This is a genomic window from Phormidesmis priestleyi BC1401, from assembly GCF_001650195.1.
Lineage (GTDB): Bacteria > Cyanobacteriota > Cyanobacteriia > Leptolyngbyales > Leptolyngbyaceae > Phormidesmis_A > Phormidesmis_A priestleyi_B.
Map to the genome: position 1 here is coordinate 1 of NZ_LXYR01000088.1, position 13,181 is coordinate 13,181.

Below are 13,181 nucleotides of genomic sequence, written 5' to 3' on the forward strand. Positions count from 1 at the left end.
CAAGTGAAGTTTATTGAAGAACTTTTCGGAATTAGCGCTTAACGGAATGCGAACGAAATACTTCGTTTGTCACTAAAAAGTATTTGCGACACAACCCCGATTCGTACCTGGAAAAGCCTGGTTTTGCGTTTAAGCATTTATACTTATCGCAAAGGTGAGATGCTCCCCAGCGTTGCTAACATCAGTTTGAGTTGAGGCAACTCAGGTCGATGATCCTTGCTATGACCTCGTTGAAATAGTCCTGCTTCATTAACATTCCAAAACCCGCTGACCGAGGTGCTATCGAGACGAACTCGTTGAGGATTGAGGTCATAGACTTGTAATTGACGCTGGCTTAAAGCTTGCTCAAAACGTTCCCAGAGACGGTCTTTGCTCAGATATCGCAATACACTCTCTAAGCGATCATCGCTCATATCCAGTCCCCGCAGGTTTTGACCTAAACTCACTCCAATCGTCTCAAGATGATGCTCCACCCAGTCTTGAACAGGATTAAGACGATGGTCAGCTTGCGACAAAATGTGAGTGAGCCAAACGACGGCGACCTGTCCTAGACTCAGCCCCTGCCAATTTCCATGCGTTGGAAAGTGCTGATCCAGCAGTTCTTGAACACCCATTCGGTTGAGCTGTGCTAGGAGCAGTGGAATGTCATCAACTCGTTCGGTCGTAACGGCTACAGGCTTCTTCATGAACGAACAGACTCTAGCCCAATGTGACCACCTCTCTCAGAAATGGGCGAACGGTGAGCACTAGAGCTACAGTTTAGCGATCGTGCTTTGCATGGCTCAAACGCTGATACACCTAAATTGCAGATCTCAGCCTTTGGGGGACGATCTTTCAAAAGCGAATTGCTAATTTAGCCTTCAATAACTAAACGTAACTACTCAGGCAAAATTTGATGAATAGTAAATCGAACCGGGATGATTGAGTTATCGTTTGAATTAGAGAGAGTCAAGAACCGAGGCTTGTGAGTTGAAAGAAGCATCCGGGCAATCCGAGCGACTTCGAGGGATGATCCGTGCCGCTTATGGGCAGGGAGAAGAGGCTGTGATTGCCCTGGTAGAGAGTTTGCTGACAGCACAGGCAGAAGTGATTGCAGGGCTGGAAACGCGGCTCGAAGGTTTGGAGAATCAAGCCAGTAAAGACAGTAAAAATAGCAGTAAACCACCGTCTGGAGATGGTTTCAAGAAACGAACCCAGAGCTTGCGCCCCTCAGGTGAACGCAAAAGTGGAGGGCAGCCGGGGCATCCTGGCAGCACCTTGAAATGGACAGAAGAACCCGATGAGATTGAGCAACACCAGATTGAGCGCTGTCAGGAATGTGGGGCATCGCTAGTCGAGATGCCAATTGTGGAATGGCAGTGCCGTCAGGTACATGATTTAGTCCCGATTGAAATCGTAGTCAAGGAGCATCAAGCGGCAGTTAAACCCTGTGGCGGTTGTGGAGAGATGAATCAAGCGGCATTTCCCCTTAGAGTCACCAATCGAGTGCAGTACGGTTCCAGGTTGAGGGGCTTAATGGTGTACCTGATGGACTATCAGTTATTGTCATCGGCAGGGAGTCGCCCCAAACAACCCCCTGCCAGAAATCTGCTGGAGCGGCTAGATATAGCAATCCTATTTCAGTTGTAAGAATGGGATGGGTTGCTAACCGGCACGGGCAAGATGCTCCTCTCACAATTCATTCAGGATTGCTATGCTCATCAAGCTGAGGTCTTGAGATTCATGCATGACTTTCAAGTCCCGTTTGATAACAATCAAGCAGAACGGGATATTCGGATGATGAAACTCAAGCAGAAGATCTCTGGAGGCTTCCGCTCAGGGGAAGGCGCTCGAATCTTTTGTCGCATTCGGGGTTATCTTTCCACGCTCAAAAAGCAGGGGCACAATCTTTTGGATGCTCTAGAGCGCGTATTTTGCGGACAGCCCATTTCCCCTGCTTTTCAGCCTGAGTAGTTACAACTAAACTATAAAACAAGAAAAATACAAATGGCAACTTCAAATCAAATCATTCTAGTCACAGGCGCAACGGGCAATCAAGGTGGCGCAGTGGCGCGTCATCTTTTGCACCGTGGAGTCTTTGCAGTTCGGGCTTTAGTGCGCGACAAAAATAAGCCTGCTGCTCAAGCCCTTCAGCAAGCAGGTGCAGAACTCGTTGAAGGTGATTTTGACGATCGGGCTTCCCTCGATCGGGCGCTGCAAGGAGTATCCGGCGTTTTTTCGCTCCAGGTCTTCAAAGACGGAGTAGAGGTCGAAATCCGCAACGGTAAAGCAATGGCTGATGCAGCGAAAGCGGCAGGTATTGAGCATTTCGTTTACTCGTCGGTTGGGAGCGCTGAACGCAATACGGGTATTCCGCACTTTGACAGTAAGTTTCAAGTTGAAGAGTATATTCGCTCGCTGAACTTTCCCTACACAATTCTGCGTCCGGTGTTCTTCTTTTACAACTACAACATGATGCGCCCAGCGGTTGAATACGGGACGCTTCCGCAGCCGCTCAGTCCTGATACAAAATTGCAGCAGCTTTCCGAAGAAGACTATGGGGCAATGGTGGCTGAAGTGTTTGAGCGCCGGGCTGACTTCCTCGATCGTGCATTGGAACTTGCCAGCGTAGACATGACGATGACAGAGATCGCGGCTGCATTTAGCCAAGCGTTAGGAAAACCTGTCGCCTATCAACAAATTCCATTTGAAGCATTTGAGCAGCAAGCTGGAGAAGAAGTCACGATCATGTATCGCTGGTTTGAGAATGTTGGCTACACGGCAGATTTGGCGCAGTTGAAACGCGAGTTTGCTCATCTGAGTGATTTTGACTCTTACTTGCGCGAAAAGGGCTGGGCAAAACCTGTTGGAAGTTCTAAGTAACCCCTAACTCGCGATCTCCAAGAACTCGGCTTCGCAACTCGCAGGTGGGTTGTAAGTAACAACACTCCGGGCAATTTTTGATGAGCAACGACAGAATGCGGGTTTCAGCCCTCTTTCATAGTCGTTAAACTAACGAGAAACCAAGGGTTTCAGCGGTTGCTCAGAAAATTGTCCGAACTATTGAAGTAAGTAAGTGGAATTAAATGTGAGATGGACGTAGGTTGGGTTAAGGGACAAAACCTAACGCCTGTATGGGTTACGCTATCGCTAACCCAACCTACAAATAATTGTGCCTCCCTACTTACTCCTACTCGACTGCATCTCAATGCCTAGAGGGCTTTCACAAGGATGCGATCTTATCTAGGCGTTCCCGGGGTGGAACGAGAAATCGCACAGCGTAAGTTTCTGTACGATTGCTCATTTCACTCCCTTTAGTCAGTACCTGTGTAGTATGCCGTCAAAAGACATTAGTAGAAATGATCGATTTGCGGCTGAAATACTCTTAAGGCAAAATCTGGTTCCATTACTACTGAGACCCCTTCAACGACAGCCACTGATTTCAGTTCGTCTAATGCTTTCCAAGGCAGGTTTTGATGGTCTCGAATCACAAAAGCAGACTGTCGCTGGGCAATCCCACAGAGAAACTCTCGCGTACACATATTGCGGTCTGCAATCCACAACTGTCCAGGCTTGACGCTGTCCAGCACCTGCCCAAACAAGCGTCGTTCTTGAGCATGTCCATCTTCACACGGAAACAGATTCACGGCTAAGCGCAACGCTGGGTCGAATACCACCAGGGATTTCCCAGGTAAAGGAGCGGCTGCCACACTCCGTAAAACCTCCAAGCGGTGTTCGGTGGCGGCTAAGGCATTCCCATCCAAAATCTGCACCTGGTAGCCTGCAAGCAAGGGAGGCCTTTGACCTCCATCTGCTGGATTAATTGCCCTAACTCAGTTGCAGTTTCTCGCAGCAGGGCTGCACTGACCTGAGTTTCGATGCCATTGAGCTTCTGATACAACGCGCCTCGAGTGACGTTGAGTTCGGCTGCTTTCGCTTTGTAGGCGGCATTCACCGACGGATGAATCCCACCCACCACTAAACTCAGAAGATCCACCAGGCTTGAAAACAACAGCTCCCGGGTGTATTGCAGCCTGGAGTGAGACTCAAATATCTCCTCAAGTCGTTGAGGACGAAACACTGATTCCATCAACCCACGCATCATAATACTGATGGTAGGGCGAACGCATACGTTTCTTAATATCTCAATAGGGCGAGATATGAGGTAATCTATTGCGAATATTCTCATCAACAAGTGCTTATTGAGAATGTCTAACCTTCACTTTAGTGTTACCGAAGTCTAGATTCGCTAGATATAGTGTGTTAAGAAACGTATGCGTTCGCCCTAATACTGATGGGACTTTCCTTGACAAAGGCATCAAAAATGCTGCTTAACATCGGTTTGCACCCTCAACTCTGACCGTCACGATTCCTAAACTTTAGCTTCAAGATTTAGGATGTGGATCTTAGAAGAAAGCAAAACTTTTCTCTGAAGCAAATTTAACACCTAGACAGGTATCGGTTTAGAGCTTATTTACCTGTCCAGTTTTCGGGTTCCACCTCAGTTTTTTGTGGGACGACCGACGATTACAGAGTTACGGCAGGAGTTACGGCAGGAGTTACGAGCAATGATGGAGGCGAGATCGGACTACCGCTACGAGGCGTACAACACCCCAGAAGTCAAGCAGGTTCGCATTCCTCAATAAATCTGGGCTGACGGTGTGCCAACCTTAGGAGCCAGTGGTTTGCCTGTGCTACAGGGAGTCGTGAGGTGGTTTGATCTCAAAGCAGGTAGCGGAATGATTTCTAGAGACGATACTGGTGAAGATGTTTTCTTTAACTTCACGGCGATTCCTGGTGAGGGATACCGCATTGTGCAAGCGGGAACGCAAGTCAAATTCGAGTTGGTAGAAGGTCGTTATGGGTTGACTGCTCGAAATGTTCAAATACAACCATCCTGATTGCGATGACTCAATCGTTTGGACTCGGCTGTGTGCGACTCGTCGGTAACTGAACAGCAACACAAGTTCCAGAATCATCAGACTGGATCAAGAGTTGCCCCTCGTGAGCTTTCACAATGCGGTTGACGATCGCAAGTCCTAGCCCTGTCCCTTCTGTTTTTGTCGAAAAGAACGGCTGACCCAGTTTCGACAGTACTTCAGGCGGAATCACTTCACCCTGATTGCAGACTCGAACACACGCGAAGGCTGCTTCTAAACACTCAATCTCGCAATTCACCGCTTCTGCGACCGGGCTGGCTTCACAAGCATTGCAGAGAAGATTAATCATTACCTGTTTGAGCTTGTCGCGATCGCCCAAGATCCTGACTTTATCAGAAGTACCCGTGAAATTGATGCGCCGTCCCTGTGCTTCCGGTAGTTCACTCATTGAACTTAATAGAGTTTGTAGCCAGGTGTTTAGTTCTAATACCTCAAGTCGCAACGTTTGAGGTTTTGCGTAGGTGAGTAGTTCACTTAGTAAGCGTTCGAGGCGATGGGCTTCGTTCATTGAGAGCGCTAACCGTTCCTGCGAGAAGTCATGCTGCAACTGTTTTTGAGCATATTTTAATCCCATCGTCATTGTGGTGAGCGGGTTGCGAATTTCATGCACAATCATAGCCGCAAATTCTCCAATCGCCGCTAATCGTTCTTGCTCCATCAACTGAGTTTGCGCGGCTTTCAACTCTGCGGTACGAAGTGCTACTTCTGTTTCCAGGCGGTCATTGAATTGAAGCTGCAATTGATAGAGATGGTAGTTATCGATCGCCGTTGCCGCCCGTTCTGCAAACAGTTCTGCGGTGCGAATTTCTGAATCGCCAAACTGACGCGGCTGCCGATGAAACGAGCAAATCGTGCCGATCGTTTCGCCTTGTGCAGTGCGGAGTGGTACACCGAGATAACACAAATATCCGTCTGGAGCCTCACCCATCTCTAAATTTTGCCGCACATCCTCAACGGTCAAAGTTCGCCCAGTGGTGACAACGGTATTTGTCACAGATCCGTGCAGTGAGAAAAGCTGATCCATCCCCTCAAAATCAATACTGCTGGCTAGTACACGCTCAAATCCATTTTGACAAAGCGTGACGGTTGACCAGTCGATTTGTAATAGACGACTGACGTTCAGCGTGATTTCTTTGAGATAGCCAGTGAGATCATCCGTCCGGTAGCTGAGTTTGGATAAAGATTCTAGGATGCGTTGCTCTTGTAAGGTGAGATCCATTTTCATGAGTGAGACGCTCTAGAGCGCAACAAATTTGACCAGCTATGCAGCGCAATTCTACCAATCTTGCTTCAAGTTTCTATACCAACGATGTCAAAAATTAATGTTGTAGCACTGATCGAGCCAATCTCTAGCAGTCTTTCATTCGTCACTCAGGAATTACTCAAGTTCAGTGATTATTTTATTGATCATGAGCAAACAAAACACTTCCAGCCCTCAATTTTATAACTTAGACAACCCACAAAGGGCTTTGGGTGAGCAATTTATCCGAAAGTAAGCTGACCCTCATCTAGATTGATAGCCTTTTTCCTGTGGGAAAAGGGTTTCCAAAGCTAGTTTGTGCAAACTAAAAGTCGGTCAGCTTATCAGCGATGTTCAGACGTTCAATCTAGCCTAAATCGACAAACTATTCACTGTGGGTATATGCCATGCGTTGGCTGAGTAGACTTTTAAAAGCATCCGATCAGCAGAAATAAACAGCTTTCGATCGTGCTTCATTACAGGTGCGGTTAATGGCGATTGTGGGAGTGATTTTTGCGATCTCGCTTACCGTTTACCTGGTCAAATTCCTGTTGGAACGGCTAGAGTTCAAGTCCCATTCAAAAGCTAAATTGCTAGCAATTACATCTTGAAGTCATTAAATCGCTTAAAGGGTGATTAAAGTGATGAACCAGTTCCTGAGAATATGCTGAGTTTTACCTGAGAACCGTCAAGCGATAAATTCAGGAAAACGATGGATTGAACTCAGACAACCTTCAGTCACAGTCAGCATACTTCAAATAGACAAAAGCTTTCTCAGGCAATGTCTCCATCGCTCAAACTTTAACTTACAGGATAGCAACCATGATCAACTGGAAAATTATTGGTTTAGTCAGTACTTTAGCTTTGATGGGTAGCCTTGCTGCTTGCTCCAGTACACCAAGTATTCAGCAATCTGCGCCAGTTCCCAGTGCCGCCAGCACCACTCAACCCGATGCCATGAAGCAAGGTGATGCCATGAAAAAAGATGGCGATGCCATGAAGCAGGGTGATGCCATGAAGCAAGGTGATGCCATGAAAAAAGATGGCGATGCCATGAAGCAGGGTGATGCCATGAAGCAGGGTGATGCCATGAAGAAAGAAGCACCCACTAAACCCTAGTAGTCTACCTAAAAGAAGGTTGTGCATTCAGTTTATTGATCGACCGCTTACAAATCAGACTCGCTCAGTGAGCACTTGTGTAAGTTGTCGATCGCTCCCTCATCTTGTGAAAACCTCATGGACAAATCCCGTCAGCGCCGCCAACTGCTGTTCTATCTGGGTCTGGGTATCCTGGGCGCAGGTGCAGCAACCACGTTTGAATCAGGGACTCCACAAAAGAATCCGATCTCAGCCACTCTCCCTACTCCGACTGCGACTAAACTAGAAACCGCTAGTCTGGCTACTGCGGGAAAGGCACTCCCAGATTTCCAGGGAATTCAGCAGTGGTTAAACTCAGACCCTTTGACGATCGCCAATCTCAAAGGCAATGTTGTCTTAATCCAATTTTGGACATTTGCCTGTATCAATTGTCAGCGCACCCTTCCCCATATCACTCAATGGCATCGCCAGTATGCAGCCCAGGGACTCAAAGTAATTGGCATTCACACACCAGAATTTGCATTTGAACGAGAGCCAACCAACATCAAACGCGCCCTACAGCAACATCAAATAACTTACCCTGTGCCGATCGACAACGATTACAAAACCTGGAAGGCTTACAGCAATGAGTATTGGCCGCACTTATTTCTAGCAGACCGCCGCGGCTTAACGCGCTATGACCATGTAGGTGAAGGGGCTTACGACACGACTGAACAAATGATTCAGCAACTATTAAAAGAAAACTAATGTTCCGATTGGCGCTCACTCCTTGGTCATGAACTCATCCACCCTTTCCTTCCAACTGGCAATTCTCGCGGGCATTCTGACTGTTCTATCTCCTTGTGTCCTACCCATTCTGCCAATTATGGTAGGGCGATCACTTCAGTCTCATCGCTATGGTCCGGTTGCACTCGTGGTGGGATTAGTCAGTGGCTTTGCAGTCGCCGGAAGTTTGTTAGGTATCAGTGCAAGTTGGTTGACAGGATTTGCCAACTTCTTACGGTATGGCGCGGTCTTCCTCCTGCTGATGCTCGGCATTCTCACGCTATTTTCGGGTTGGAGCTATCGCCTGTTCAGCTACTTACCCATCCAACAGTGGATAAAGGAACGACCTCGCATTGGACTGTGGGGAGAGTTTTGGTTAGGGATGCAGTTAGGATTAGTCTGGACACCCTGCGCCGGTCCAGTTCTAGGAGGAATTTTAGTTCTGGCAGCCGTGAATCATCAAGTTATGAGCGCTTTTGGTTTATTACTGGCTTATGGCTTTGGGGCAGCATTACCGCTTCTGGCGATCGCTTACGGTGGGCGCAAACTCAGCCATCGATTGTTGGGCTTACGTCGTCACAGTGTTGTTTTGCAAAAAGTAGGGGGTGCGATCGTAATCGTGACAGCCCTCTCCATCCTGCTGGGTTGGGATGTTCAAATTCAGCTTTGGCTTGCCCCATTCTTTCCAACATTTTTGATCTAGAATTCAGGAACTCTCATCATGACTGCAACACCCGCAAAACGCCCAAAATCTCCGCCGATTCCAACTCAGGCACTGTTAGCAAAAATCTTTCACTGGACGAATCTGATCAGTCTATTCGTGATGCTTTTTAGTGGATTGCAGATCTATAACGCAAATCCAGTATTTGGTGGACGAGGAGGCTGGCATTTCCCCGACTTTCTAACTTTAGGCGGATGGTTGGGAGGCGGACGCAGTTGGCATTTTGCAGCGATGTGGTTTTATGCGTTAAATCTGCTGTGGTATGGGTTATATGTCCTGATTTCACGCCGTTGGCAGAAGCGATTTGCCAGTGGAGGTGATGTCAAGGCGTTGCGGGTGAGTCAGAATGCTAAACGCAAAAATTATGCACTCCACCGATTGGTTTACACAGCAATTATTCCGATTTTATTGTTGTCGATCGCGTCTGGTTTAGCGATGTATAAACCCGCTTCATTTCATTGGTTATCTAACTCATTTATAAATTGGCAAACGCTTCGCACAATTCATTTTGCTGCTGTTCCAGTCATCATCTTATTTACATTTATTCATTCGTTGTTAGCCTTAAAAGTTGGTACTCTTCGCTTAGTCAGGTCGATGTTTATTTAGGGATGATTCAAAGATGTCTAAGCTGATTTCTCGTCGTCACCTGTTGCAGTGGTCTGGATTGTCGAGTGCCAGTTTGTTGCTCAGTAGCTGCGGTTCAACTCTAGGGTCGAGCGAGGTTGGACAAGTTTTTGAGCCACTCAATCAAGCAACGCAAGCCTTATTACTCAGCCAGAAACCTGTCCCTGAATTTTCGGTCAGTGCGATCGAGCCAGATAAACTTCTAATCAACACGTTTGATCAAACTCCACAAATTGATCCCGCAAAATATCGCTTACAGATTGAAGGTGAAGTCAATCACCCTATACAGCTAAGTTTGACAGACCTTCAGACATTGCCGCTGACATCAATGGTGATTCGGCATGTGTGTGTTGAAGGATGGTCCGCGATCGTGCAGTGGGGCGGGGTGAGACTGCACGAATTACTCCGATTAGCCCAACCCAAATCGAGTGCCCGATATGTTTACTTCAAATCTGCCGATGGCTACTACGAAAGTTGGGATTTAGCCTCTGCAACCCATCCTCAAACGCTGATGGCATATCAGAAAAATGACCAGCCTTTGTCTGCGGATAACGGTGCGCCGCTGCGTCTCGCTTCCCCAATTAAATTAGGCTACAAACAAAGCAAATGGGTGACTCAAATTGTGCTGACTAATCAGTTGATGCCGACCAAAGGATACTGGGAAGATCAAGGATACGAATGGTTCGGAGGATTGTAGATTTGTTGCCTTCATCCAAAATCAGCAAGCTATTTTTAGGATTTCAGATTAGCCTGAAACCAATGACACATCTTATACGAGCGAGTTCATGAGACGGTTGAATCAGGGTCCAAACACGCGGGTCAGCAACAGACAGACATTTCTTGATCCTGCCTCATTGCAGTTTCGATTAATGGCAAGTGTGGTCGGAATCTGCGCGATCGCGCTCATTGCCTACAAAGCATTCAGCCAGTGGGAAGTGCAAATGCTACTGATGATGCACCCAGAGCATCTTACGTCTACCCAGTGGATTGCGATTGTCGATCGCCTAACTGGGCTTACTCTAGTGTCAATGAGTGTCATGATGATTGCCGTGTTGGGAGCCATTTGGCAGTATCTACAGCCCTTGCATCAGTTTAAGCAATGGGTCGCTGCCTCAACCACGAATGACTCTCCCGAACGGTTTAATGCACGTTATGCTCCTAGCGAGATTCGAGTTTTGGCGCACCACTGGAACAACACGTTAGCTCAACAGGCGGCAGTCAAACATCAGCAACGCCAATTTATCAGCAATGTGGCGCACGAATTGAGGTCGCCGCTCAGTCTGGTACACGGGTATTTGCAACGCACCTCAAAACGGAATCAAACTCTATCCGAAGCTCAACAGGAAAGTTTAGCAATGGCAACTGCCGAAGCGGAGCGAATAACGCTGATTTTGCAAGATCTAATCGACTTGGCACGGGCAGAAAGCCTTGATATTACCTTGTCTCAAGAACCGCTGATTCTGAATGAGGTTGTTCGGGACATTGCCAGCATGACCGAAAAATTTGACCATCGAACGATCGAGACCAAAATTACGCCCTTCCCGATCCGCGTTCAGACAAATCGGGATTACCTGATGCAAGTGATCGATCATCTGATTCAGAATGCCATTCGCTATTCTGATCGTGACACTTCGATTCTGATTGAAGTCACTCAGGTTAATGACTCCGCTATTATCCAAGTGTGCGATCGCGGAGATGGGATTCCCCAATCGCAACAAGCTTTAGTGTTTGAACCCTTCCACCGCATTGATCCGTCACGCGCTCGTGCTACCGGGGGGACAGGACTGGGGCTTGCGATCGTGAAAACACTGATCGAAAAAATGGGAGGAACAATCTCCCTCGATTCTCACCCTGGCGCAGGCACAATCTTTACATTGACGCTACCCACGTTAGAAACCCAACTATGAGTGTCCACATTCTCTTAGTAGAAGACGAAGTGAAACTCGCTCGATTTATTGAGCTAGAGCTAGTTAGCGAAGGCTATCAAGTCAGCGTCGCGCACGATGGCATGGCAGGCTTGACCCTCGCCCGTGAAGCAACCCTTGATTTAGCGATTCTCGACTGGATGCTTCCAGGTTTATCGGGGGTCGAATTGTGTCGCCGCTTGAGGTCAACAGGAAGTAAAGTGCCCGTGATTTTGCTGACGGCAAGAGATGAAGTGGGCGATCGCGTCACTGGGTTAGATGCAGGAGCAGATGATTACGTAGTCAAGCCCTTTAGCATTGAGGAACTACTTGCAAGAGTGCGTGCCCATTTGCGGCGCACACAAGACGGCGATGAGGATGTGTTGCAGTTTGAAGCCTTAACGCTGAATCGCAAAACTCGTGAAGTGCATCGTGGCACCAGAGCGATCGAGCTAACCGCAAAAGAATTTGATTTATTAGAGTATCTTTTGAGGCATCCTCGGCAAGTCTTTACTAGAGATCAGATTCTTGAAAACGTTTGGGGGTATGACTTCATGGGTGATTCCAATATTATTGAAGTCTATGTTCGATACTTACGCTTGAAGCTAGAGGAACATCATGAACATCGTTTAATTCAGACAGTGCGTGGAGTCGGATATGCGTTGCGAGAAGAATAGCTTTTTGTCGTTGAGCGTAGGTTGAGTGTTCAAATCCCTTTAGACCTCTCAAGGAATCCCGCTCACGCCGAATCTCAGCCTCTCTACCGCTCCAGAACAAACGAATCTTTTCACCCAACTCTCACCCGTCGATCTTCTGGATGCAGTGCTCCCTCTTTGCGCCCGTCTTCTCCACCCATCGCTGGGCAATCTTTCAGACGCTAGAGCGCTTTCGTGCCCAGAAACTTTTACACCCGGTCAATGAAGCCGTCGCAGAATAAACTGACTAACCACCCGCAGGTTGATCGGATACTTTCCCTCCAGTCCCCGCCGCTTCAGCGCCGATAGACTCGCTCAATGCGACCAGCAAATCTGCTCCAATTGGTCATTCGTCATATTGTCCCCATGTTGTCGATAGAAATACAGGGGCTTAGGGATTTGCTGAGTGACTGTCACCTCCGACAATCGCAAACACAAATCGTAGTCCTCGGCACGATCGTAGCTAACATTAATGCCGCCAACCTGGTCATACACAATTCGCCGCAACAGCCGAAAGTGAAACGTCATAGGCATACGACAACGATTCATTCATTTTGGGGTGGGGCTACTGTGCTGAAGCCCAGGGGTCATAAACCAGACCTGGCGGGCATTCCTCCAGATCTAGTTCGTAACGACCAAACCTGAATTGTGGGCAAGGGGAAGAATCTAGGGGTTGAGCCGAGATACGGGCAAAAAAGTGCAAGATGAGCTGAAAAGCCTTACTCCCATTACAGTTCATCCAACTGAACAGGTAAGGAAATCGCATCCTCCAAGGGCAGAGGAATCTGCTTAAAATCGACGACATAGTCGCCATAGCGCTTGAGGTGACGGGTAAGGTAGGGACTCAGCGTCTTGAGTGCTGCACGGTCTATTCGCATTCCTTCTGCACTCAACGCCTGAACCGCTAACGAAATGTCTACCGCATTCTGAAGGATCACCGCATTCGCGACTAAATCTAAATACTTCAGGCGTTTCTCTTGCTCCACCGGGTCGTTGTCTGTGATTACGCCTTGCTTGCCAAAGAAAAGCCAATCCACAAATCGGTTATAGTCCTCGACAATATTGGTGCAAGCCGTGATTTGACGGCGTAACCCAGCATCCGAAATGTAGCGCAACAAAAAGAGGGTGCGGACGACCTGCCCTAAAGCTTGAAAAGCCTGATAGAGGCGATTCCGACGACTATAGCTACCCAACCTGCGCAGCAAGGTCGAAGGG

At 47.9% G+C, this 13,181-nt stretch carries 18 protein-coding genes; 12 read left to right on the forward strand and 6 right to left on the reverse strand.

Annotation, left to right across the window (positions count from 1 at the left end; translation table 11 throughout):
* Positions 1–143 precede the first annotated feature (143 nt).
* On the reverse strand, positions 144–686 hold the full coding sequence (locus A8707_RS24175; RefSeq protein WP_068819755.1) for a DUF4277 domain-containing protein: 543 nt from the start codon (positions 684–686) through the stop codon (positions 144–146).
* Positions 687–969: 283 nt separating this feature from the next.
* On the opposite strand from A8707_RS24175, the gene A8707_RS24180 reads away from it, so the two are divergent.
* From A8707_RS24180 to A8707_RS24190, 3 genes are read left to right on the forward strand one after another with little or no spacing between them, the layout of a single operon-like run.
* Positions 970–1,629: a DUF6444 domain-containing protein gene (locus tag A8707_RS24180; protein WP_156518850.1), complete on the forward strand. Its 660-nt coding sequence runs from the start codon at positions 970–972 to the stop codon at positions 1,627–1,629.
* Positions 1,630–1,641: 12 nt separating this feature from the next.
* Positions 1,642–1,953 carry an IS66 family transposase gene (locus A8707_RS24185; protein ID WP_082906491.1) on the forward strand — a complete coding sequence of 104 codons (312 nt, stop codon included), beginning with the start codon at positions 1,642–1,644 and terminating at the stop codon, positions 1,951–1,953.
* Between the two features lie 33 nt (positions 1,954–1,986).
* Positions 1,987–2,862, forward strand: coding sequence for an NmrA/HSCARG family protein (locus A8707_RS24190; RefSeq protein ID WP_068819761.1), 876 nt, complete (start codon positions 1,987–1,989; stop codon positions 2,860–2,862).
* A 467-nt stretch (positions 2,863–3,329) separates the two neighbouring features.
* On the opposite strand, the gene A8707_RS24195 is transcribed toward A8707_RS24190, so the two are convergent.
* On the reverse strand, positions 3,330–3,770 hold the full coding sequence (locus A8707_RS24195; protein WP_197485022.1) for a hypothetical protein: 441 nt from the start codon (positions 3,768–3,770) through the stop codon (positions 3,330–3,332).
* Complete coding sequence (locus A8707_RS24200) at positions 3,725–4,069, reverse strand: hypothetical protein (protein ID WP_231948446.1); 345 nt, start codon at positions 4,067–4,069, stop codon at positions 3,725–3,727. The genes A8707_RS24195 and A8707_RS24200 overlap by 46 nt, the downstream gene beginning before the upstream one ends.
* Positions 4,070–4,490: 421 nt before the next feature.
* Between A8707_RS24200 and A8707_RS30405 the strand changes: the two genes are divergently transcribed.
* Both A8707_RS30405 and A8707_RS27705 read left to right on the forward strand, forming a co-directional pair.
* Positions 4,491–4,625: a hypothetical protein gene (locus A8707_RS30405; protein WP_269452765.1), complete on the forward strand. Its 135-nt coding sequence runs from the start codon at positions 4,491–4,493 to the stop codon at positions 4,623–4,625.
* Between the two features lie 15 nt (positions 4,626–4,640).
* Positions 4,641–4,880 carry a cold-shock protein gene (locus A8707_RS27705; RefSeq protein ID WP_068819767.1) on the forward strand — a complete coding sequence of 80 codons (240 nt, stop codon included), beginning with the start codon at positions 4,641–4,643 and terminating at the stop codon, positions 4,878–4,880.
* Positions 4,881–4,890: 10 nt separating this feature from the next.
* Here the strand turns inward: A8707_RS27705 and A8707_RS24210 are convergent, their stop codons facing one another.
* Complete coding sequence (locus A8707_RS24210; protein WP_068819769.1) at positions 4,891–6,144, reverse strand: GAF domain-containing sensor histidine kinase; 1,254 nt, start codon at positions 6,142–6,144, stop codon at positions 4,891–4,893.
* An 837-nt stretch (positions 6,145–6,981) separates the two neighbouring features.
* Here A8707_RS24210 and A8707_RS24215 point away from each other — a divergent pair.
* From A8707_RS24215 to A8707_RS24245, 7 genes are all read left to right on the forward strand, one after another.
* A complete protein-coding gene (locus tag A8707_RS24215) occupies positions 6,982–7,278 on the forward strand; it encodes a pentapeptide MXKDX repeat protein (RefSeq protein WP_197485024.1) in 297 nt (98 codons plus the stop codon).
* 117 nt (positions 7,279–7,395) lie between these two features.
* Positions 7,396–8,004 carry a thioredoxin family protein gene (locus tag A8707_RS24220; RefSeq protein ID WP_068819771.1) on the forward strand — a complete coding sequence of 203 codons (609 nt, stop codon included), beginning with the start codon at positions 7,396–7,398 and terminating at the stop codon, positions 8,002–8,004.
* 28 nt (positions 8,005–8,032) lie between these two features.
* A complete protein-coding gene (locus A8707_RS24225) occupies positions 8,033–8,725 on the forward strand; it encodes a cytochrome c biogenesis CcdA family protein (RefSeq protein ID WP_068819773.1) in 693 nt (230 codons plus the stop codon).
* Positions 8,726–8,743: 18 nt separating this feature from the next.
* Positions 8,744–9,349 carry a cytochrome b/b6 domain-containing protein gene (locus A8707_RS24230; RefSeq protein ID WP_068819775.1) on the forward strand — a complete coding sequence of 202 codons (606 nt, stop codon included), beginning with the start codon at positions 8,744–8,746 and terminating at the stop codon, positions 9,347–9,349.
* Positions 9,350–9,362: 13 nt separating this feature from the next.
* Positions 9,363–10,064: a molybdopterin-dependent oxidoreductase gene (locus tag A8707_RS24235; RefSeq protein WP_068819777.1), complete on the forward strand. Its 702-nt coding sequence runs from the start codon at positions 9,363–9,365 to the stop codon at positions 10,062–10,064.
* A gap of 88 nt (positions 10,065–10,152) precedes the next feature.
* Complete coding sequence (locus tag A8707_RS24240) at positions 10,153–11,274, forward strand: sensor histidine kinase (RefSeq protein ID WP_068819779.1); 1,122 nt, start codon at positions 10,153–10,155, stop codon at positions 11,272–11,274.
* Positions 11,271–11,948 (forward strand): response regulator transcription factor, encoded by a 678-nt coding sequence (locus A8707_RS24245; RefSeq protein ID WP_068819780.1) that lies wholly within the window; start codon positions 11,271–11,273, stop codon positions 11,946–11,948. Before A8707_RS24240 ends, A8707_RS24245 begins: the two co-directional genes overlap by 4 nt.
* Before the next feature lie 333 nt (positions 11,949–12,281).
* Here A8707_RS24245 and A8707_RS24250 read toward each other — a convergent pair whose 3' ends face one another.
* Positions 12,282–12,500, reverse strand: a complete 219-nt coding sequence (locus A8707_RS24250; protein WP_231948447.1) for a glycosyltransferase family protein — start codon at positions 12,498–12,500, stop codon at positions 12,282–12,284.
* Positions 12,501–12,694: 194 nt separating this feature from the next.
* The coding region (locus A8707_RS24255) for a Tn3 family transposase (RefSeq protein ID WP_156518854.1) at positions 12,695–13,181 on the reverse strand (487 nt) is incomplete at its 5' end.

What these genes read in the sequence shown, in the direction of transcription:
- A8707_RS24240 (WP_068819779.1), top strand. Translation starts at nt 10,153, where the DNA reads ATGAGACGGTTGAATCAGGGTCCAAACACGCGGGTCAGCAACAGACAG.
- A8707_RS24215 (WP_197485024.1), top strand. Translation starts at nt 6,982, where the DNA reads ATGATCAACTGGAAAATTATTGGTTTAGTCAGTACTTTAGCTTTGATG.
- A8707_RS24210 (WP_068819769.1), bottom strand. Translation starts at nt 6,144, where the DNA reads ATGAAAATGGATCTCACCTTACAAGAGCAACGCATCCTAGAATCTTTA.
- A8707_RS24245 (WP_068819780.1), top strand. Translation starts at nt 11,271, where the DNA reads ATGAGTGTCCACATTCTCTTAGTAGAAGACGAAGTGAAACTCGCTCGA.
- A8707_RS24200 (WP_231948446.1), bottom strand. Translation starts at nt 4,069, where the DNA reads ATGGAATCAGTGTTTCGTCCTCAACGACTTGAGGAGATATTTGAGTCT.
- A8707_RS24250 (WP_231948447.1), bottom strand. Translation starts at nt 12,500, where the DNA reads ATGCCTATGACGTTTCACTTTCGGCTGTTGCGGCGAATTGTGTATGAC.
- A8707_RS24230 (WP_068819775.1), top strand. Translation starts at nt 8,744, where the DNA reads ATGACTGCAACACCCGCAAAACGCCCAAAATCTCCGCCGATTCCAACT.
- A8707_RS24235 (WP_068819777.1), top strand. Translation starts at nt 9,363, where the DNA reads ATGTCTAAGCTGATTTCTCGTCGTCACCTGTTGCAGTGGTCTGGATTG.
- A8707_RS24175 (WP_068819755.1), bottom strand. Translation starts at nt 686, where the DNA reads ATGAAGAAGCCTGTAGCCGTTACGACCGAACGAGTTGATGACATTCCA.
- A8707_RS24220 (WP_068819771.1), top strand. Translation starts at nt 7,396, where the DNA reads ATGGACAAATCCCGTCAGCGCCGCCAACTGCTGTTCTATCTGGGTCTG.
- A8707_RS24190 (WP_068819761.1), top strand. Translation starts at nt 1,987, where the DNA reads ATGGCAACTTCAAATCAAATCATTCTAGTCACAGGCGCAACGGGCAAT.
- A8707_RS24225 (WP_068819773.1), top strand. Translation starts at nt 8,033, where the DNA reads ATGAACTCATCCACCCTTTCCTTCCAACTGGCAATTCTCGCGGGCATT.